The organism is Pedobacter sp. GR22-6 (assembly GCF_037402555.1).
In the GTDB taxonomy this organism is placed as follows: domain Bacteria; phylum Bacteroidota; class Bacteroidia; order Sphingobacteriales; family Sphingobacteriaceae; genus Pedobacter.
The window spans coordinates 947,600-969,459 of record NZ_JBBEUC010000001.1 but is presented as its reverse complement, the minus strand read 5'-3'; the positions used below and the strand labels follow the sequence as shown (position 1 = coordinate 969,459).

General features: G+C 42.5%; 17 protein-coding genes. 5 read left to right on the top strand and 12 right to left on the bottom strand.

Annotation, left to right across the window (positions count from 1 at the left end; genetic code table 11):
- Positions 1 to 72 precede the first annotated feature (72 nt).
- From WAE59_RS04490 to WAE59_RS04475, 4 genes are all read right to left on the bottom strand, one after another.
- On the bottom strand, positions 73 to 4,032 hold the full coding sequence (locus tag WAE59_RS04490; RefSeq protein ID WP_337854742.1) for a hybrid sensor histidine kinase/response regulator transcription factor: 3,960 nt from the start codon (positions 4,030 to 4,032) through the stop codon (positions 73 to 75).
- 240 nt (positions 4,033 to 4,272) lie between these two features.
- Complete coding sequence (locus WAE59_RS04485; protein WP_337854741.1) at positions 4,273 to 5,151, bottom strand: sugar phosphate isomerase/epimerase family protein; 879 nt, start codon at positions 5,149 to 5,151, stop codon at positions 4,273 to 4,275.
- Between the two features lie 63 nt (positions 5,152 to 5,214).
- Positions 5,215 to 5,796, bottom strand: a complete 582-nt coding sequence (locus WAE59_RS04480) for a tRNA-(ms[2]io[6]A)-hydroxylase (RefSeq protein ID WP_337854740.1) — start codon at positions 5,794 to 5,796, stop codon at positions 5,215 to 5,217.
- Positions 5,797 to 5,860: 64 nt separating this feature from the next.
- Positions 5,861 to 6,301 (bottom strand): GNAT family N-acetyltransferase, encoded by a 441-nt coding sequence (locus tag WAE59_RS04475; RefSeq protein ID WP_337854739.1) that lies wholly within the window; start codon positions 6,299 to 6,301, stop codon positions 5,861 to 5,863.
- Positions 6,302 to 6,452: 151 nt separating this feature from the next.
- Here WAE59_RS04475 and WAE59_RS04470 point away from each other — a divergent pair, with 151 nt between their 5' ends.
- From WAE59_RS04470 to WAE59_RS04450, 5 genes are all read left to right on the top strand, one after another.
- Positions 6,453 to 6,953, top strand: a complete 501-nt coding sequence (locus WAE59_RS04470; RefSeq protein WP_337854738.1) for a DinB family protein — start codon at positions 6,453 to 6,455, stop codon at positions 6,951 to 6,953.
- Positions 6,954 to 7,052: 99 nt separating this feature from the next.
- The gene (locus tag WAE59_RS04465) at positions 7,053 to 7,673 is read left to right on the top strand and encodes a carbonic anhydrase family protein (RefSeq protein WP_337854737.1); all 621 of its coding nucleotides are present in this window, start codon (positions 7,053 to 7,055) and stop codon (positions 7,671 to 7,673) included.
- A 104-nt stretch (positions 7,674 to 7,777) separates the two neighbouring features.
- A complete protein-coding gene (locus WAE59_RS04460) occupies positions 7,778 to 9,385 on the top strand; it encodes an alpha-amylase family glycosyl hydrolase (protein WP_337854736.1) in 1,608 nt (535 codons plus the stop codon).
- A 130-nt stretch (positions 9,386 to 9,515) separates the two neighbouring features.
- Positions 9,516 to 10,403 carry a hypothetical protein gene (locus tag WAE59_RS04455; protein WP_337854735.1) on the top strand — a complete coding sequence of 296 codons (888 nt, stop codon included), beginning with the start codon at positions 9,516 to 9,518 and terminating at the stop codon, positions 10,401 to 10,403.
- Between the two features lie 130 nt (positions 10,404 to 10,533).
- Positions 10,534 to 10,950 (top strand): SRPBCC family protein, encoded by a 417-nt coding sequence (locus WAE59_RS04450; RefSeq protein WP_337854734.1) that lies wholly within the window; start codon positions 10,534 to 10,536, stop codon positions 10,948 to 10,950.
- A 57-nt stretch (positions 10,951 to 11,007) separates the two neighbouring features.
- On the opposite strand, the gene WAE59_RS04445 is transcribed toward WAE59_RS04450, so the two are convergent.
- From WAE59_RS04445 to WAE59_RS04410, 8 genes are all read right to left on the bottom strand, one after another.
- On the bottom strand, positions 11,008 to 12,357 hold the full coding sequence (locus WAE59_RS04445) for an alkaline phosphatase family protein (protein WP_337854733.1): 1,350 nt from the start codon (positions 12,355 to 12,357) through the stop codon (positions 11,008 to 11,010).
- Positions 12,358 to 12,419: 62 nt separating this feature from the next.
- Positions 12,420 to 13,874 (bottom strand): SusD/RagB family nutrient-binding outer membrane lipoprotein, encoded by a 1,455-nt coding sequence (locus WAE59_RS04440; RefSeq protein WP_337854732.1) that lies wholly within the window; start codon positions 13,872 to 13,874, stop codon positions 12,420 to 12,422.
- Between the two features lie 13 nt (positions 13,875 to 13,887).
- Complete coding sequence (locus tag WAE59_RS04435) at positions 13,888 to 17,313, bottom strand: SusC/RagA family TonB-linked outer membrane protein (protein ID WP_337854731.1); 3,426 nt, start codon at positions 17,311 to 17,313, stop codon at positions 13,888 to 13,890.
- A 133-nt stretch (positions 17,314 to 17,446) separates the two neighbouring features.
- A complete protein-coding gene (locus WAE59_RS04430; RefSeq protein ID WP_337854730.1) occupies positions 17,447 to 18,433 on the bottom strand; it encodes a FecR family protein in 987 nt (328 codons plus the stop codon).
- A gap of 100 nt (positions 18,434 to 18,533) precedes the next feature.
- Positions 18,534 to 19,067, bottom strand: coding sequence for an RNA polymerase sigma-70 factor (locus WAE59_RS04425; protein WP_337854729.1), 534 nt, complete (start codon positions 19,065 to 19,067; stop codon positions 18,534 to 18,536).
- 9 nt (positions 19,068 to 19,076) lie between these two features.
- Entirely contained in the window at positions 19,077 to 19,451 is a 375-nt protein-coding gene (locus WAE59_RS04420; RefSeq protein ID WP_337854728.1) for a hypothetical protein, read from the bottom strand.
- A 115-nt stretch (positions 19,452 to 19,566) separates the two neighbouring features.
- Positions 19,567 to 20,076, bottom strand: coding sequence for a hypothetical protein (locus tag WAE59_RS04415; protein WP_337854727.1), 510 nt, complete (start codon positions 20,074 to 20,076; stop codon positions 19,567 to 19,569).
- 299 nt (positions 20,077 to 20,375) lie between these two features.
- Positions 20,376 to 21,776, bottom strand: a complete 1,401-nt coding sequence (locus WAE59_RS04410; protein WP_337854726.1) for an RtcB family protein — start codon at positions 21,774 to 21,776, stop codon at positions 20,376 to 20,378.
- Positions 21,777 to 21,860 lie beyond the last annotated feature (84 nt).

Below are 21,860 nucleotides of genomic sequence, written 5' to 3'. Positions count from 1 at the left end.
TAATCTATGAGGGCTCCCGATTATAAAGGGGCTAAAATCTTAACGAAATAGGGTCATTTTCTTAAAAAAAGCCTAATCCCGGGCCGTTACATAATCTGAGGGGCTACGTGAAAATTGCTTGGCAAATTCTTTACTGAAATATTTGCTGCTGCTAAAGCCAACCATATAGGCAACTTCATAAACGGTAAAAGTTCCTTGCTGCAGCAATTGGGCTGCTCTTTGCAAACGCACCGACTTGATGAAATTATTGACCGTAAAGCCAGTCATGGCTTTTACTTTTTTATAGAGAATGGGCGTACTCATTCCCAGTTCGGACGCGAGCTCATTCACACCAAAGGCTTCATTGCTCAGGTTTCCTTCAATCAGCGTCATCATTTTATTGAGAAAATCCTGATCAGTAGATTCTATGATCACATTGGAAGGCTGCAAAGTCATCTGCTGACTAAATTTACGTCGCATATTGACCTGCAGGTTCAGTAGGTTATTGATGTTCAACTGTAGTGTATGGATACTAAAGGGCTTGGTGACGTAAGCCTCCGCTCCTGTTTTCAAACCCTTCAACTCATGGATATTTCCAGATCTGGCGGTAAGGAGTATCACAGGGATATGGCTGGTCCTTAGGTCGGTTTTAATGGTCCTGCAAAGTTCTAAGCCATCCATATTGGGCATCATCACATCACTTACGATCAGGTCCGGGATCAACTCCAATGCCTTCGCCAGTCCCTCAAGTCCATCGCGGGCTTCTATAACCCGAAAATAAGGCGACAATGATCTGGAAATGAATGTCCTGATTTCATCATTGTCTTCTACAATCAAAATACTTGCAGCATTGGCCTTATACTCAGCCAAAATGTCCTCCTCTGCTAAAGGTTCTATTTCTTCCCGGTAATGTATGGCGGCTTCTATATCTACAAAATCTTCGGCTAAATCATCCTTTTTGAAGTGCTGACTACCCAGTTTCAGTTTGAGGGAGAAACAGGTATGCATCTCCGGATCGCTCAGCCGCTCGTCGGGCAGCAGAATGAGCGAACCGTGATGTAATTTGCTGATCTTTTCTGCCAGTGCCAGTCCTATACCTGTTCCGGTATTCCCTGATCGGTGTTCCCTGACCTGGTAAAAATTGGTAAAAATCTTGTCCCTGCTAGCCTCGGGTATCCCGGTACCGCTGTCGGCAACCAGAACCTCTACACTGTCGGCATTTGCGGAAATCTGCAAACGGATGCTTCCCTGATCAGGCGTAAACTTAAAGGCATTCGAAAGCAGGTTAAAAAATACTTTTTCCAATTGCTCGCCATCGAAATACACTTCAATGACTTCTGCGCTGCAGTCAAAAGTGTAAGTGATTTGTTTCTGCAGGGACAGGTAACCGAATGACAAAAAAATCTCCTTCGCGAAACTTACAATATTGGCTGGTGCTACGTTCAGCTTCAACTTGCCGGATTCCGCCTTTCTAAAATCCATAAGCTCAGTAACCAGGCGCGTCAGACGACCTGCATTCCGTTTTACATCAAGCAGCTTACGGTGTAACGCGGGAGATTCCTGGCTCTCCTCCACCAGATTTTCCAGCGGACCTACAATCAGTGTCAGTGGGGTCCTGATTTCATGGGAAACATTAGTAAAGAAATCCAACTTCATTTGAAAGACCTCGTGCTCCCGTCTCAGTAGTGCCCGAATCCATAAAAACCTAAGCACCAGGAAAATTAAGCCCATGATCAGGACGACATAAATGAGATAAGCCCACCAGGTTTTCCAGAGCGGCGGCTTCACATGAATGATCAGTCGCTCCGGTTTTTCTGTCCATACGCCATCGTTATTAGCACCCTTAATCAATAAAGAATAACTCCCGGAAGGCAAATTGGTGAAGGTTGCTGAGGGCGTACTGACATAGTTCCAGTCTTTTTCGAAACCTTCCAGCTTGTAGGCATACCTGTTTTTCTCCGATTTAATGTAGTTGAGGATCGCGAAATCGATGCTGAAGATGTTCTGGTCATAGGAAAAACTGATTGCTTTGCTCAGGTGAATGCTTTTGGTTAGTAGTTTACTTTCATCATTAATAGCCACTGCTTTATTGAACAAGCGGAGTTGGGTAAATACAGCACCGGGACTCGTCGTATTCCTTTTGATCTGTTCCGGAAAGAAACTCACAAGGCCATTGTAACCTCCAAAAAACAACTCGCCCTTCGCATCCTTGAAAAAGGAATTGTAATTGAATACATTTCCGGTAAGGCCGTCCTGTACGGTATAATTGATAAAAAAATGGCCATTGTATTTAGCTAATCCATTGGACGTGCTGATCCAGAATTCGGCCTTGTCGTCTTCCAGCAGCCCCAGTACATTATTTGCAGGTAAACCCTCCCGCATGGTAAAGAACTGGGTGTGTTGGTTGGAAGGGGTATGTTTGATCAAGCCAGACTGATAGCTACCCATCCAGATATTGCCTTTAGTATCCTCCCTGATAAAATTGATGTCATCAAAAGCAAAATCAGTCTGAGGATTACTGAACTGAACCAGGCGACTGGCTCCTTTTTTAAGCACAAAAGTTCCGGAATTGGTACCAATCCAGAAGTTGTGCGCGGCGTCTTCAAAAAAGCAACGCACGAACTTCAATTCGTTGGAATACCTGGGATCTTCGAAAACAGTAAAATTGTTTTGCTGCTCGTTATACCAATAGATGCCATGCGAGCGGGTACCTATCCAGATCTTCCCGGTATGGTCCTGACTCAGGCAGACAATCCGATTGGAGTGTAATGAATTGGGTTGATCGGCAGGCCGGTAATGGCTGAATTGCCCGGACTTTGGATCGTATTTATCCAGTCCTCCTTCGTAAGTCCCCAACCACACCTTCTGCTTTTTATCAATCAAAATTGCCTTGACCAGATTGGAGCTCAGCGAATTTGGGTTGTAGATATCGCTTTTAAAATTACTGAACTGACCGGTACTTCTATTGTAATAGTTCAAACCCTCCGCTTCCGTTCCGATCCACAAATTATGACTGGCATCTTCGGTAATTACACTGATGACATTGCTGCTGATGCCATTTTTCCCCGGACTTGCCCTGTATTTTTTAAAAGGTGTGGAGTTGGCATGAAAAACATTGATCCCCCCATAGTATGAACCCAGCCACATGGAACCTGCCCGATCCAGCATGATGTCATAGATCGAGTTTTGATTGAGGCTGCTGGGATCTTCCGGATTGTGCACATAAGCGGTAAACTTACGGGTATGCAAATCCAGGATATTCAAACCGTTTAAGGTAGAAATCCAAAGCCTGCCCTCGTGATCCATTTTCATTTTCCGGATGACATTGCTCCGCAAGCCATCATTTTGTCCTTTCTTCAAACTAAAATGCGTAAAGCTTTGGCCCTTTCGGTCAAACAGTTCCAATCCATTGTTGTGTGTGCCGATCCACAAGTTTCTAAAGTGATCTTCATAAATCGTTGTGACATCATTGTTGATGATACTGCGCTGATTTCCGGGATCATGGAAATAAGACTTAAATCGATAGTTTCCATGCCGAAGCTCCATACTGGTAAGGCCGGCACTACCTCCCACCCAAAGTGTATTTTCAAAATCCTGATGAATGGTTTTGATCAATGAGTTGGCCAGATTTCCACCTTTATCCTTACCGTAGAAGCGCCGGAACTTCCCGGAAGGAAGCATCTGATTCAGACCTTGTTCGGTTCCCACCCAAAGATTCCCCTGTCTGTCCTGGTATAGACTTCGGATCACATTGTTGCTGATACTCTGCGGATCTGCTGGATCATGTAGAAAATGTTTGAAGTTGTTGCTTTCCGGAATATATAGGTTTAACCCATTTTGTGTAGCGATCCACAGTTGGCCTTTGCGGTCGGTAAGTAACGCATTAATATTCTGACTGCTGCTGATGGAATTCGGATCCTTTTTATTGTGCCGGTATACTTCAAAACCCTGGGTATTGAATTTATTGAGACCATCTTTGGTACCAAACCACATGAAACCCATGCTGTCCTGAGCAATGGAAAAAACGGTGCTCTGTGAGAGGCCATCCTCCACCGTGAGGTGACTAAAATTAATTTTGGGAGTTTGGGGAAAAGATACTGTCGAATAAAAACATAACAATATCCACAAAAAGCAGAACAGCCGGCTGTTTTTGTAGAGGTTGACAATCATCGGGGTTTATTATTTGGTTCAGACCAATAATAAACAATTTCGATGGATTTTACCACATTAAACCCAGATTATGGGCATAAAAAACGGGCAGCTCATGGAACTGCCCGCTAAAAAAATCTTTATTTATTTTTTGGCAACCAGATTACGGAAGTTGATTACACTTGCCGCTACATCCGCGCTGTTGCTTTGCCAGTTGTACTCATATTCTGCAGAGATGGCACCTTTAAATTGTTGTCTTTTCAATTCTGCGATCACGCCGGGAATATCGGAAACACCCTCACCCCAATGCACATCATGTCCACCTTTTCCTTTTTCATGCAGGTCTTTCATGTGTGAATGCAGTACGTGACCTTCAAGTTTTTTCAGACAAGCTACAGGATCTAAGCCCGAACGCACCCAGTGACCGATATCTGCACAGGCACCAATGCGTTTGCTCTGACCTTTTATGGCATTTAAGATCACATCCGGATTCCAATAGTGCGAAGGATTCGGGTGATTGTGAATGGCTACATTAATCAAATACTGATCAGCAAGTCTCGACAGCAAAGGAATGTCTTTTTCATTAGGCTCTGAGGTAATGGTATGGATCCCCATAGATTTGCAGAACTCAAACAATTTGATCCAGTCTGCTTCGCTATTGGCGCCTGTAACTCCAAATGCAACTACCTTTACATGATTTGCTTTCAACATTTCCAGAACCGCTTTCCTTTTGGAATCGTCCATATCAGGGCCCATTTTCCCCGATATCCCGCCACCAATCTCTTGTCCTGGAAAAGCCTCGACAAACCTCAGATCACAACTATCGATCTTTTTGATGGCCTGGGCAAAAGTAAACAGTCTAAAAGTGTAGGCTTGAGAACCGAGTTGCCAACCTAGCTTAGCTTCGGGATGCTGCCCTGTTTTTACGGTACTACCCGTCCGGCTTTTACAGCCAGCAATGGCCAAAAGCGCGATCAACCCGATCTGCAGGCTTAAACGGAATTTAGTTTTTAAATAGTTCATACTGTGTGTTTATTTTTTAATGCAAAGTAGCAAATCCATCCTGTAAATAAAAACCCTTCTTCCTTATCCGTGAATGGCCTCTTTGTTGCCGTAACTCTGGATGAGCTTCCCTTCAAAGTCCAGCCACTCCTTCCACCGTCGGTCTACATCAATATCAACGGTATATTTACGCGCAAAATTTAAGAAAACAGTATAATGTCCGGCCTCTGATACCATCAGCTCATGATAGAATGTAGCAAGTTCCTGGTCTTTAATATTTTGGGACAATACGCGGAACCGTTCACAGCTCCTGGCCTCAATCATCGCGGCGAACAACAGCCTGTCAATAAATGCAGAATTCCTGCTGCCGTCCCTGCGGCTAAATTTCACCAATTGCCCGACATAATCATCTTTACGTTCACGACCCAAAGTATAGCCCCTTTTTTTGATGATGTCAACCACCATTTGAAAATGCTGCAGTTCTTCCAGTGCAATCACGGTCAATTGCTCCACCAATTCCATATGCTCTGAGTTATTGGCGATAAGCGTAATCGCATTTGTAGCTGCCTTTTGCTCGCACCAGGCATGGTCAGTGAGGATTTCTTCCAGATTCGATTCAGCGATATCCGCCCAGCGCGGGTCAGTCAGTAGTTTTAGTCCAAGCATAGTATGTGATGTTCTTCGGCTCAAAATTAATAAATTGCAGCCATTTAAATTGGTGATGTTGATTTCAATGGAGTACCATATTGAGTATGGGATATGCCTTGCCTGCGGCATCCTGATCAAACCGTGCTATACTTACAAAACCCAAATGCCGGTAAAATGCTACCGCTTCCTGGTTTTGCTCATTCACATCGACACTATTGACCCCAAATTTTCCACGGGCATAATTGATTAAGGCCCTGCCGATTCCCTTCCCCCTGCGCTCAGGATCGACAAATAACATTTGGATCAATTGTTCATCAATTCCAATAAAACCAGCGATCCTGTCTCCCTCTTTCAAACAGAACAGCTCAACCTGGTCGAAATATTCGTTCAATATCAATGGTTTATAATACTGTATATCCGCTTCTTTCAAAAAGTGATGTGTAGCGCGGACAGATTTTTCCCAGAGGCGGATGAGTTCTGTGTAATTTTCGCGGCTTGCGGGAACAATAACAGGATAGTGCATTCCGCAAATATAGTCATCTGCCTTCAACCACAGTAAAAGCCAACAACGATAGCTTTACCATTCCTGATAAATTAATTAAACTAAATATTTTAGCATTCTTTTTTTATTTACATTTGTTCATTGGACATTTTATTCTTTTAATTTCGCGACTATGTATAGAGGTATCGAAGATTTCATTAAAGACTGGGAAGCTGAATCTGCAGGAACATCCAGGATTTTCGCAGCGCTGACCGATGAATCGCTAAACGTTAAGATTCATGAAGAGATCCGTTCACTTGGACGCTTAGCCTGGCATTTAACACAGACAATTACGGAGATGGGCAAACGTGCAGGCTTATTTGCAGAGGATGAACTTGAAGACAAGGAGATTACTTCCTCTGCTGCTGAGATTTTAAATTGCTATCAGCAATATGGTGTTTTATTGAGCAGGGGCCTTCGCTTAAAATGGACAGATTCAAGTCTGGAAGACCAGGTGGAGATGTATGGCGAGCACTGGGAGAAAGGTAAAGTTTTAAGGGTGCTGATCGCACACCAGACCCATCACCGGGGACAGATGACGGTAATCATGCGGATGTTGGGGCTCCCTGTTATTGGATTACACGGCCCTTCAAAAGAAGAATGGGCTGCATTTGGAATGACAGCACCGGAATAATGCATATATTCAATGACGATGAAATCTGCAAATGCCAATTAACACCTGTTTCGGAAATACTGGCATTTAACTTGATCGGCTAAATAATTAAATTTCATTATGCGTACACATTCAAAAGAAACTCAAGAAACATTAACCGCTGACCTGGCCCTGGATATTCTAAAAGAAGGAAACGAGAGGTTCGTAAACAACCTTAAAGCAAATAGAAACCTCCTGCAACAGGTCAATGACACTTCCGCAGGTCAGTTTCCTTTTGCCACTATTCTGAGTTGTATGGACAGCCGTACCTCTGCCGAACTCATTTTTGACCAGGGTCTTGGAGATATATTTAGCATCCGGATCGCCGGAAATGTCCTCAACGAAGATATCCTGGGCAGTATGGAATATGCCACAAAGGTGGTAGGAACCAAAATCGTCCTTGTTCTCGGCCACACCAAATGCGGAGCAATTATCGGTGCCTGTAATCATGTGGAATTGGGAAATCTCACGGGATTGCTTAAAAAGATTAGTCCGGCAATGATCCTGGAGGAATCCACTTCCTCAAATAGAGATGGTTCAAATCCAGATTTTGTAAATAATGTAACCCGGATAAATGTCCAGTTGACGATCGAACGCATCAGGAAGGAAAGCCCAATTATAGCTGGTCTTGAACAGGAACAAAAATTGAAGATCGTAGGAGGCGTTTACGACGTAGACAATGGAAAAGTGAACTTCTTTTGAGGCATGACTAAAACTATCCTGATCCATTAAACGAACTATTTCCCGCAACCATTGTTATTAATAGTGTATCATCTTAGGGGGATTGTATCCCCCATTTAATAACAATGAAAGTATCAACTCCGCAATACCTTTGGTGGCAAAGGACAATCATCTACCAAATTTACCCACGATCCTTTCAGGACAGCAATGGGGATGGAATAGGCGACCTGCAAGGTATCATCATACGTCTGAATTACCTGCAGTCGCTTGGCATTGAAGCGATATGGCTTTCACCAATATTTCCCTCACCGATGGCGGACTTTGGATATGACATCTCAGATTATACCGGGATCGAGTCTTTGTTTGGTACGATGGAAGATTTTGATCAATTACTTTCCGACATACACGAACGCGGAATGAAACTGATATTGGATCTGGTACCCAATCACAGTTCTGATCAGCACCCATGGTTCCTGGAATCCAGATCCTCGAAAGATAACCCAAAGCGGGACTGGTACATTTGGCATGATGCAAAAGCAGATGGCTCTCCTCCCAATAACTGGTTGAGCGTCTTCGGTGGTGGTGCCTGGGAATGGGACCATACCACTAATCAGTATTACTATCATGCTTTTCTCAAAGAACAACCCGACCTCAACTGGAGAAATCCGGAGCTACAGAAAGCGATGCTGGATGTGATGCGCTTTTGGCTGGATAAAGGGGTGGATGGTTTCCGGGTGGATGTGATGTGGTACATGATCAAAGATCAGGAGTTGCGTGATAACCCGGTAAACCCACATTATGAGCAGCACAGGCCTACAAGCGAACAATTAATCGATGTTTACTCTACAGATCAGCCAGAAGTTCTCGAAATCGTAAAAAGAATGCGGGAAGTACTGGATGAATACGATGAGCGAATGATGATCGGTGAAATATACCTTCCCATAGAACGCCTCATGAGATATTATGGTAAGAGTAATGACGGCGCCCATTTACCTTTCAATTTCATGCTGCTTAGCCTGCCCTGGGATGCCGAAAAAATCGCCGCAGCAATAGATGAATACGAAGCGGCCCTTCCTCCTGATGGATGGCCCAACTGGGTGTTGGGAAACCACGACAGACTCAGGCTTGTCAGTAGAATCGGATTGAATCAAGCCAGAATCGCGGCAATGCTGTTGCTCACCTTACGCGGGACTCCAACGATCTACTATGGTGAAGAAATCGGAATGCAGGATGTCAACATCCCTTTTGAGGAAATACAGGATCCCCAGGGATTGAATATGCCCGACAAGAACCTTAGCCGAGATCCTTGCCGTACACCTATGCAGTGGAATAGCAAAGTCAATGCCGGATTCAGTTCAGGCAAACCATGGTTACGCCTGAGCCCCGATTTCAGCACCAATAATGTGGCTGCTCAGCGGGACATTCCTGAAAGTATGCTGTTTTTTTACAAACGCTTAATTGCATTACGTAAACATGAACCTGCCTTAGCAGTGGGTGATTACCTTAGCGTATACGCAGGTAATGGTCTTTTGTCCTTCGTAAGATCTTTTGAAAGCAAACCAAAATTTCTGATCCTGCTGAACCTGAGCCCGACCCCGGCATTTTTCAAAACTGAACATTCAGAATGGAAAGGGACAATTATACTCAGCACAAATCCGAAATTAGAGGGATTGCGGATGAAAGGCAGCATGGAAATAAATGGTGATGAAGGAATGATTATAAGCCTCGACTAAGACTTTATCCGGATTGCCCGACTGGTCTATCCGCAAGTGTGCTACTTTGTCGTGGAAATTTATGTCAAATAAAATAAAATCACTCCACAAACAAAATTAAACACACTATTTTTACGATATTTTTTAGCTGATGTCCATACCTGTACTTACAGAATCCGATTTAAAAGCCTATCAGGATAAACTCATGAATCCTGCCAGTCCCCGCTCAGGGATTCTTTCTGACCTAAAGAATTTATACCTCAGATTTCAACAGAATGAACAAAACCTGGCCGACTTCAAATATGGTTTAGAAATTGTACACCTGGAAAATGAATACAGAAAAGAAAAACAGGGCTTTCAAAGCAGATTGGCGGAACTAAAAACAAAATACAAATTGGTAGATGAGCGAATTGCACATGTAGAATTACAGCTATACCAGGGCATTCCTGAAGATCTGGATCTTATGGATCAACTCATTACAGAGCAGGAATCCATCATTAAAGACCAGGAAAAACTAAACCTTCATGAAGCAACAATTACACAACAGATCAGCCAAACTGATATAAGTTATGGGAAAAACAGGGAACAATTGAAGCAAAAGCACTTGAATCAACTTTCTCCCCTGGCTTCCAGATTCAATGTATATATAAACGCGCTCAGCAAAGCGGGCACTAAAATCAGAAAGAAAGCACGGCTCTACGCATTGATCCCGATTCTCGGTATACCAACAGGAATTGAATTATTAGCTGGTATCGCTGGAGTTCCACTCAGCGGCTCAAGCACAGCACATCACCTGGCAATATTTCATCCCGTTTTTTTTATTTCACTCGTCTTTGTAGAGATTTTCCTGGCCGAACGCAGTAGAAACACCCTTTACTCCTTCTTCGCGCTGCGTTTCGCCAAAGATGCTTCAACGGAGCTGATGAACTTGCTACAAATTAACCTGCAGCACATCGCCGAATTAGCGCAGAATTCAGGACTAAAACAAGAAGAGATTTTTGATTACCTTTCTGCTAAGGGGGTTCATCCGGCAAATTAGCTATGATCTTGAATCTACCTGGTCTGTTATTTGTCACAATTCACCCCCAAAATTGCCGCATTCACAACATCTATCAATGATGTCCTATTGTATCTTTGACTATAGAAATCAACTCAACAAAATAATTCAAATGGCACTAGCAAGAATCACAGTAGAAGCAACAGTAAATGCACAGGTAGTAACAGTTTGGAAACTTTGGAATAACCCGGACGATATTATGAAATGGAACACTCCCGATCCCAGTTGGCATACGCCCAGCAGTGAAAACGACCTTAGAGTTGGTGGCAAGTTTAAGAATAGAATGGAGGCTAAAGATGGAAGTTTCGGTTTCGATTTTGAAGGTATTTATGATAGCGTAGTTTTACATGAAGAAATTACCTATACCATGGGTGATGGGAGGCAGGCGACCACCACATTTACCGAGCGAGATGGTAAGACCTACCTGGCAACTACTTTTGATCCTGAAACAGAAAATGACCCTGAATATCAAAAGCAAGGATGGCAGGCAATCCTAAACAACTTCGTGAAATACGTGGAATCGAATTGATAATATGGGAACTGCTAATCGTAAAAAAGCAGGAAATCGCGTTTTCAATATCATGCATCATGAAGCTCCCTGGTGCTGGGGAGCTTCATGATGCAAAATCTTGCAAGCCATGTTGTACATATGAAGGCTGCTGACTTCTCTTTTTAAGAACTGAGCCTCACAATTATTTTTGCTGATCAAGTATAACCCCCTGTTGGCTGTGTTCCCAGGCGCTTCCAATACCACTTTATAGAATTTTGAAGGATATTTTGTCACATCAATAACGAAGTGTTTCTTACTTACCGGAACCTCCGTAAGAAGATGGTAATCGTCTTTTTCCCCTGTTTTAAAATAATTAGTAGTTGCTAACCAAACCTTTACCATGCCATTGTTATTCAATACCTTCCAGCTTAAGTCAATATATCCGTTAATGTAATTGGCTTCCATTGCTGCAATTGATACATCGCCAATCAAAGGTATTCCATCGACTTCCCTGGCAATCTCCGTAGGCAATACCACGCCCAGGTAGCTTGCTAAAGTGGGCATAATGTCTATAATTGCAGGCTTAAAATAACTTGCATAAGTGTTTAATTTAGGATAATTAGATACCATCCAGGTGCTTCGCTGCCTGTCCGACTGCCCGCCGTGGTGCTTACCTGTTTGTTCATCTCTTCCGTGATCTGTAGTGATAATTAATAACCAATCTTCATTATGACTCTTTTTTCGATATTCAATGGCATCGTATAGCTTTCCCAGCTGCACATCCAATTTCTTTATGGCAGCCTCAAATTGCGGGCTATCGCCATACATATGCCCCATGTCATCAGTATACTCCAAATACACCCAGGAAAGATCCGGGGCATCTGTCCTCAATGTGTTTGCTGCTTGATTCACCACCTGCTCATCTATACGATGCATAAAATCGCGTGCCTTATCATGTTTGAACTTCAGGGTATCAAGTTCGTAACCATCAAAGTATTGATCAACTTCGAGGTTTCCAGCTGCTGCAAGCTTATGTCCCAGCAATTTCGTACGATTGTCTGTCCAACTGGAGAATATCGCTGTCTTTTTCCTGGGATATTGGGTCTTCAGTAACCTGAAAATATTCTGATAATTATAATTAGGCGCTTTAATATCGTTATCCGGCACATTATGCTTATTAACCCAGGTTCCGGTGAGCAAGCTGTTGTATCCAACAGCTGATATGGTCGGAGTTTGGCTATATCCGCCTTTTTCTCCCCCTACATACATCCTTGTATAACTTCCCTTATCTGTTATCCTTTTTACATTGGATAAATTCATGCGCTCCAGCACATCCGCAGAGATCCCATCGGCTATAACAAAAACGGCCTTTTTAGTTTTTTGCGCCAGGCTATTAAGACTTGCAAGCAATATTACCGATAATAAAATGTGTTTTGGTAGGTCCATTTTGTTGTTCTTTTTTGCAAATAAAAATCCCAGACCAAACCTGGCCTGGGACGCTTTGGTTTTTAAGGTTTGATTAACCACATTAGCTGATTGATTTCATCTCCTGCAGTATATTGGCGTGTTATTGCTTCAGTAACGTTAGCCTGATTTAGCCTCAATTCCGACTCGGGGTACATCCAACGTTTAGGAATTCTTTTATTGTTTAATACACCTGAACCAGACACATCAAACGCAGGAATACCTGTACGGCGCTGCTCATAAAAGGGCTGCCAATCGCTGTTCATAAATGACGCAATATATTTCTGTGTGATAATCTGATTCAAAGGAGTCTGGCTAAGTTGAACAGCGGGTTGCCCAAGATAGGTGTTGATTACATCTGGCGCAATATTATAGAAGGACATTGATGCACGGATACCACTTTGATAATAATCGTTAACACTACCAGCGATCCAGCCTTGTACCACTCCTTCCGCTAAGATAAACTGCAGTTCTGAGTATCCTAAAGCAATACTTGGCTCATTAACCGGGTTGTTGTAAAAACGAGGGTTAATCTTGGAGACTTCTCCTGCAACTGTACGCGCATTGTTTTCGTTTACAGCTGCACTTCCCTTGGCTCCCCCATAGGCATTAAAATCTGTTGAAGGCAGTGCCGAAAATTTGGGTGCCTTATCTGCAAAACTGAACAGGCGACTATCTTTCAAACCTTTAAGGAGATCAACAAAGGTTTCCTCCATGTAAAATGCAGTCTGGAAATCATTGTTGTTGAAATATGGATACCTGTTTCCCTGCAAATCATAAAACTTCAATTGAACATTATCTGCATTGCCTGTTAATACGGGGTACTCAGCGGCATTATTGACAATATCGGCAAAACGCTTCTTTATCTGGAATCTGGCATCGCTTTCTTTCAGCGACAAGCTTATTAAAACTCTTAACGACAAACTATTGATCGCTTTTTTCCATTGCTGCATATTCCCGTTATATACAATATCACCCTTTACAGCAGTTGTGCCGGTAGTGATCATCTCACCCGCTTGCTTCAACTCATCTAAAATATTCAAATAGATGTCCTCCTGTTTGTCATAAACAGGTGTGGCTATATTGTCATCGCCTTTCAGGGCCTGACTGTATGGAATATCTCCAAACATCTGCGTCAATTGAAGGAAATACCAGGCTTTAAAGAATTTTGCGAGTGGCAGATATTCCGCCTTATTCTGTGCGATCGCGGCCTGCTCCAGTTTAAGTACCTGGCGAAGGCTGTTGTAAGCATTATAACTACCTCTTGTCCATCCATAATACTGTGTCTGCCTCACTGCATCAGTAAATACCATTTGACGCGACACAAGTGCAACATCAACATTTGAAGATTGAAAGGCCGACTGTGCAATTGTATTCAATAGTAGATCGGGGGTGGCCACTGTAGATTTATTTGGGTCTGTTTGAAATTCTTCAAACTTCTTACAGCTTGTCTGAATTACTGCCACTGTAAATAGTATCGCTAGTATTTTATTTTTCATATCCGTAAACAGGTTAAAATTTAAGATTAGCATTGAAACCAAATGATCGGGTAGATGGGGTTTGTAAATTATCCACTGCCGGATCTGGATCAACATTTGGCATTTTAGAGAATAGCAATAGATTACGGCCTACAATAGATAAGTCAACACCTTTAATGAAGGATTTACCAAGCATCTTACCTGGCATCTGCCAGGCTAGCGTAACTTCTCTTAGCTTTAAAAAAGTCTGAGAAAAATAGTTATAGTTGTTGTAGGCACCATTACTGGTGTTGGTCATATAATCGATATAATTTACCCCTTTTGTATTTGGTGCAAAAACACGGGTATCAGATATCACATTCCCGTTCGCATCGTACGTAGCTTGTCCACTCGTGACCACCACTCCTTCTCCAATAAAAGTTGAAAGCCCTGCGTTGGCATCGATCCTGTACTGGTTGACCGTTCCCGGATTGGTACCGCCCCACCACATTTTTTGGTTCGTAGTAGAGTACATCATACCTCCAATGCGACCATCTACCAGAAACTTAAGGGTAAAATCTTTATACCGGAAAGTATTTTCTACACCATAAGTCCAGTCTGGATCCTGATTTCCAACAAATCTTTGAAACGTATCCGATAATGGAAATCCATTGCTGCCGTAGATCACCTGTCCCTGCGCGTTTCTCTGGTAAACACTGGTAAAGATCCTATCTGTGCGGTCACCCGAATTAAGGTAGTTCAGCGTCTGCGCGTTGCCGTAAATCTCTTTCAGGTAACGACGGTACTGACTAAAGTTTGCGGCGACATCCCAACGGAAATCGTTATCCTTAACTACAGTTCCACCCGCAACTATTTCCAGCCCTCGTCGCTGATAAACGTTTCCGTTGGCCAGCTGACTGCTGTAAGCGCTGGTGATCGATGTTGGTATCGAAACTATATTATTGAAATCGCGTGTTTGATAATAAGTGGCCTCAAGATTCAGCCTGTTCTGAAAAAACTTCGTCTCCAATCCAATCTCCCAGCTATCCGACGTTTGGGGTTTCAGGTTGCTGTTCAATAAAGCGTCACCAAAGTATAAAGAAGGCTGGTTATTCCATATCACCCCTTTATTAAATGATGGAAGATAACTGTAAGTGTAGTCATTGTCGTTCAGTGTAGCGCTGGAAACGCGGGACCATGACCCACGAGCTTTTAAATAAGTAAACCAATCTGGTAGTTGCATCAGTTGAGATACGACCACCGAAGTTGTAACTGACGGATAGAAAAAGCTATTATTCTGAGTGGGCAACGTAGAAATTATGTCATTCCTGCCGGTAGCAGACACATAGATTCCGTTTAAAAACTCTAAATCAAGCACACCATAAATGCTGCTTGTTCTGCGTTCTTCTACTGCATTGGTTGCCGTAATCGGGCTAATGGAATTACTTAGATTATAAAATCCGGGAACAGTCAACCCGTCTGTAGTAGCTGATCCATATTTAAAATTACGGTAGTAGTTCGCTCCACCTAACTGGGCATGAATCTTGAAATCCTCTGTAAAAGTATGGTTGAAATCACCGATTAAATCCGTTGCAATATCAAAATAGTTCCCTGTAGAAACAGTAAACTGTCCCCTTGATTTATTGCCATAACCGATATAGCTTTTCGGCTCTTTAAATGTCCGGTTTAAACCGTAGGCATTGATGCCATTTCTAAACTGTACGCTGAAGGCAGGACTGATTTTATAATTCAGGTTCAATGCCCCAAAAGTGTTGTCTTTCTGATACCCCCTTAAATATTCATAGGCCTGAAAATAGGGGTTATTGTAGTACGAATTATTGTAATTGCGCTGCTGCAATCCTTCCTGACCTACTTTCCAATAGTTTCTTAAATCCTGAACGCTTACGTCCGCTCCCGTCCATAGTACCAGATTATAAAGGTAATTTGTCGGACCATACCCAGTTTCCGGAAAATTCTTGGTGTACTGGCGATTGTAATTTAATCTCGCATCCATCGTAAAAGCATCAGACAACTTGTAATTTCCTGATACATTGAAAGAAGTATTGTTCAAATCGGTATTTGGAACCACACCACGCTGGTAAGTATGTGATGCCGAAGCCCTGAAAGCTCCCTTGTCTGAACTCTGCATGATGCTGATATTACTGCTGGAAATCAAACCCGTCTGGAAAAAATCCTTTACATTGTTTTTTCCTCTTGAAATAAACGGCAGAGGAACCAACTTATTCGTGTTGGGATCCAGCGGGCTATTGAATTGGGGTGTTTCGAAAAATCCACTCGGCGTCGAAGGATCCAACTGATCTAGCTTTGGTCCCCATATCCATCCTGAGCCCTCCGGACCCCCGCCCGATCCGTCTACATAGGTATATTTGCCTTTAAATCCTGCACCATATTCTGTTTGCACTTCCGGTATCCGGATAAAGCTTGGCTGGATCTGATTGGAGGTATTTACATCAATGCTTAGGTCTTTTCCTTTACCACGTTTTGTAGTGATCATGATTGCTCCATTCTGACCAATTGAACCATATAGTGCAGAAGCACTTGCACCTTTTAGGATACTCATTGTTTCAATGTCATCAGCGTTGATCTTGTAAAGATCGGCCGACTGGTCAGGGATACCATCAATAACGATCAGCGGTTTTCTTCCTCTTAAGGAGATTCCGGGATCTTGAAACAGGTCAGTGGAGTTTTTGATGTTTAAGCCTGCTACTCTTCCCGTTAACGAATTGATTACGTTTGGCTCCCTTGCCTTAACCAGACTTTCTCCCTGTACCTCCTGGGTTGCGTAGCCCAGCTTCGCTTTTTCTTTTTTAATACCTAATGCGGTCACCACTACTTCAGATAAGCCCGTAGCATTTTCTTCCAGTTCAATCGTGTAGGCGTTTGCTGAGCCTACTACAACTTCCTGGGCGTTAAAGCCGATATAACTCAATACCATCACATCACCATCATCTGCTTTTATAGCAAAATCACCCTGCTGATCGGTTACTGTTCCCCGATTTTTGCCTTTTAATGCGACCGATACTCCGGGAAGCGCCAGCCTATTATTATCAGTAACGTGTCCCTTGATCAGTCGCTCTATAGTTACACTAGTAACTTCAACTATCGGCTTAACAATAATCTTGTGACTGATTTGGCTGTACGTAAAAGGTGCTGATGTTGAAATCTTTTTTAGTACTGCTTCCAGGTTGCTGTTTACAGCGTTGATACTGATTTCCTTTTGCAGGAACCCGCTTCTGTCTACACACACAAAACTGTATTGCGTCTGCTGCCTGATCAGGTTAAAAATTTGCTCCAACTTCTGGTGGCTGGCATTTATAGAACACTTGACATTAGCAAGGTTTTGCTCTGTTTTAACAACCGGAGCAGCATAAAGGCTACTGAACAAAGCCAGCAGTAAGCTGATTATCAGTAAGTTCCGTGATAAAGAAACTAAAGACGATTTGTAGATCTTTTTTTTCATAAATTAGCTATTTCGTTATTTAAATATTCACTGTTTAAAAAGGCGATTTTTGACCGGCATCTCGTAAATGCCGGTTTTTTTCATTCAGACCATGCCTGGCAGATCCTCGTGATGTATCGTAGCGTTTTTTAGGTCATTTCTTGAAGCTTAAATAAATTTTATTTTGGTCATTATGGTATTGCAGGTTCCCACTAGCACAGATGATATCCAGCACATCCTTTAAACTGTCATTTTTAAATTGTGCGTAGACCCGCGTATCAGCAGTAGCCTGGCTTTCGAAAACTAATTTCACCCCGTACATCTTTTCAATTTTCAAGGCAGCATCACTCAATTTCTCATTGCTAAACACCAAGGTTCTCGACATCCATCCCAATACGGACAAACTGTCGAGTTGATATTGAAATACCTGGCGGTTTATCCTATTGAACGATAGCTCCTGGCCTGGTACCAACATGTATTCTTCGTTGTTATCGTCGGTGATATTGACCGCAACTTTTCCTTCCAGCAGAGAAACAGTTGTTGAACGTTGATTTTTACCGGCATTCACATTAAAATGGGTTCCCATAACTTTTACATCAAGCTCCGCCGTGCGCACGATGAAGGATTTGTGAGCCACTTTACTCACCTCAAAATACGCTTCTCCTGACAACCTCACGACTCTAAGCTTACCTTCAAATGACTGCGGATAGATCAGCGTACTTTTTGGACCGAGACAAATTTTTGTTCCATCGCTCAGCTTTAATGTTTTCATTTCACCGGAATTGGTCACCAACTGTTGCTCGTGGTTTACAACTTTAGCTTCTTGCGCAAAATAGAACAACCCAGCACTGAATACCAATATCACCGCGGCAGCTGCGATATAACTACGTTTGAAAGATAATTTTAAACGGCGCGGCGCTGCATTCTCCTCCTCAATCCTGATCTTTAGTCTGGCAAGTGCCGCTTCTCCCATACTATGCTCCGCTTGTCTCGTCGATAGCCAGACCATTTTTATCGTTTCAAACGTCTGTTCGTTTTCCACAGATTCCGTAAGCCAGTCGGCCAGCATTTCATTTTCTGCTGTGCTGGTCTTATTGGATAAATATCTTGTAATTAATAAATAGCTTTCTCTGTCTTCCAAAATCATTACTGTTTAGAGAGAAGACGCATTATAAAATCAATATCCTTACGTCATTCACACGAATTAACAGAAAGGTAATACGGTTAATATTGGCTTAATGTTAAATCAAGGAATTGTACCGTTCAAAAGCCTCTTTTAGAAATTTAATAGCACGGTACATGTGCGTTTTTACAGAGTTTACAGAGATCCCAAGCAGCTGGGCGATTTGCTCGTAACTCAGTTGATCTTCACGGCTCATCCTGAATACCAATTGAGTCCGCTCGGGCAGCAGGGCAATCATTTGGTCGACATCCAGATGTAACTGTTTAAACATCAGTAACCGATCGGGTTCCAGATAATAGTCCGCCTGCTGATCATCAACAAAGTCAACCGGATCGTAAGTAGTAATTTTCTTTTTACGGTACAGATCGCATATACCATTTTTTACCGCGGTATATAAATAAGACGCCATACCGGTATGTATGGCTACGCCCTTTCTTCGTTGCCAGAATTTCAAAAAAACATCCTGAACAACATCTTCAGCTTCAGCCTGACCAGAGTTCATTAATGATTTACTGAACCGAACGAGCCCAGGGTAGTACTTAAGAAATAAGGCATCAAATTCTCTTTGCTCTTCAGAAATATTTCTACTCATGATGGAGCGCTAGTTGTTTTTTACACGCTTACCTGTAATGACCAGGTCGCCCTGTGGGGTGATGATTTTGCCAGCAATACTATCTTTAACCTGAATCAATATTGCCTGCAGCAGATGAGAGCTTACTTTCAGATCGTAAGTTAAGGTATCACTTGATACTTTGAGATTATTCATAGGGAAAGTGCCAGACCCTGTGATCATCTCACCTTGAAGTGAACCGTTCTTTTCAATTATTTCAATCGTCCCTTCATTATAACCCTCAGGCGCCTCATTAATATTGAAACTCCAGATACCTGATAATTCATGAGCGCTATTATAAATGAAAGAAAACAGCGTTAACGATAAACAAACAAGGCTTAAGTTTAGAATCAGTTTTTTCATCATTTGAGTAAGTTTATGATTACTCAAAATTAGCTTGGCAATGCTACCAAAAGTTTAGATTAATGTTAATTGTTTATCTAACTGTGGGTTTCGTAAATAGTGGTCAGCTATCTTTTCATCATGGCTGAAACCTTACGGTATCACCATCTGATTTGATGTAGTAAGTTGGTATTGTTGGGTCAGTGAGCTTGTACTCTCCGCTGGCACTGACGGCATGTCCAAATTCGCAATCTCCCTGCTGGTCGACATGGAGACTTTTGTCCTTAAAGCTAAATTTGACATGGCAGTCGTTATTTTTGTATTCTGCTGTTCCGTTTTTTAAAGCGATCTTTCCAGCAAGCTGGCCCATGTTATAAGAGGGAGCTCCCCTGTTGACATCGATATAGAACAGGATAGAGTCAGCTCCCAATGGGTGAATTTTGACCATACCAATGGGGCCTTTTTCTATATCTTCTCCGAATTCGTAAGTTCCGCCCACACTTGTTTCTGATGGAGCGTCTTGTGCCGCTTTACTGTCCTGAATTTGGGTACTATCCATTTTTTGGCTTTGCGTGTTACCACATCCTGAAAGGCTGATTCCTGTGATGAGGCTCGCTGAGAGCAGCGTTGTTAGGATTGTATTTTTCATAGCTGGATTTTGTTTGGAAATACAAATTCCTTGCCAGTCCCCTGATTTGTTAATCTTGTGAAGCAGTCCATACCCATATCGGTCTGGATAAAGAGCTGGTGCATCATCCGATGTCACCAGCTTTTAACTTAACTAAAAACTAAACTATCTTCCAAAATAGTTCGGTCAAACTTATATGACAAGCCATGTGCCGCATTTAAACCACCTCCGGAAGCCCGAATTGGCCTTGATGAAATCTTTGATGTTCAGTTTCGAACAAACTTGTTCGAATCCGAACGTTCTATGAAATAACCTTACTACTAATCCTTATTCATTCTAACAATACGTGGATAAAATTTACCTTGTATATCCACCAAATCGTGTTGTGCAGCGATAACGGTTTCAATATCCTTATAAGCTAGCGGGTTTTCTTCAACCGTCCCTCCAATTAAGTGAACACAGGCATTGGCAAGTATCTTTTTCATGGCAGATACAGTCATACTATCTTTAGCTTTTTGTCTGCTCATCACCCGGCCAGCACCATGTGACGCAGAGCATAATGCATCGTTGTTTCCTTTACCCGACACCAGATAAGCCGGTGTGATCATGCTGCCGGGAATGATCCCCAGCTCACCTTTATGCGCAGGAGTCGCGCCCTTACGATGTACGATCACTTCCCTACCATCAATTAATTTATCCTTCCAGGCAAAATTATGGTGGTTTTCCACTACGCAAAGCGCTTTTAACCCCAATGCTTTTAACAGGTTTGCGTGTATGCGATCATGACAAGCTTTAGCGTAATCACCGGCCAGTGTCATAGTGAGCCAGTATTCCTGCCCCGCTTCGCTGTTGATATCTAACCAAGCCAGCTGTTGTGTGTGCCGCGGCAATTTACAGCTATCCATAGCTATTTTTGTGTAGTGTTTAGCTATAGCTGCACCTAAACCACGGCTTCCCGAATGTGTTAATAATGCAGTGTACTTCTTAGCAGGTAATCCGAAGGTATTATTGGCTAACAGCTCAATTTCGCCAAACTCTACAAAGTGGTTACCATTGCCCGATGTTCCTAATTGTCTTACTGCTTTACCTCTTAATGGTTTCAAAAATGGTATTTCATTGAACACCGAACTATCTAAAACTTCATGTTCTTGCCGGATATCCAAGCCACCTTCCATTCCAAAATGAGTGTTATTTTTTAATGCCTGCTTGATTCGATACTCAAACCTTTTTATAAAACTATCACTTTCGTCAATGATAGAAAGTGCCATTCGGCAACCAATATCCATGCCTACTGCGTATGGGATCACTGCATTATCTGTGGCCAACACACCGCCAATAGGTAGGCCAAACCCCAAATGTGCATCTGGCATTAAAGCGCTTTGTACGCTTACCGGCAACAGACCCGCGAGTTCCATTTGCTTTTTGGTTGATTGTTCAATACCCTTACCTCCATATGTTTTACAGAATACAGGCTCATCGCGCAACTCATAGGTTTTAAAGGTTGCCTCTTCCACTTTGCCTATTATCTTCTCCGCGATCTTACTCGTAAATTCATTATCCAAAAATGCTTTCGGATCATTGTTAATATCCACCAACAGATCAAGCAATTGTTGTTTACTGTAGTGTTTGAAATTTTTTGAGGCTAAGCCAATAACCAGGCTTCGCAACTGATTATTATGGTAACCTATTTTACTTAAATCTTTTGTTCTTAAATTGCCCATATGGGTTTATGTTTCTAAATCCAGATAAGCCTCTTTTGGACTGTACCTGGATATATTTTTAATTTTGTTAATGTATTTATTACG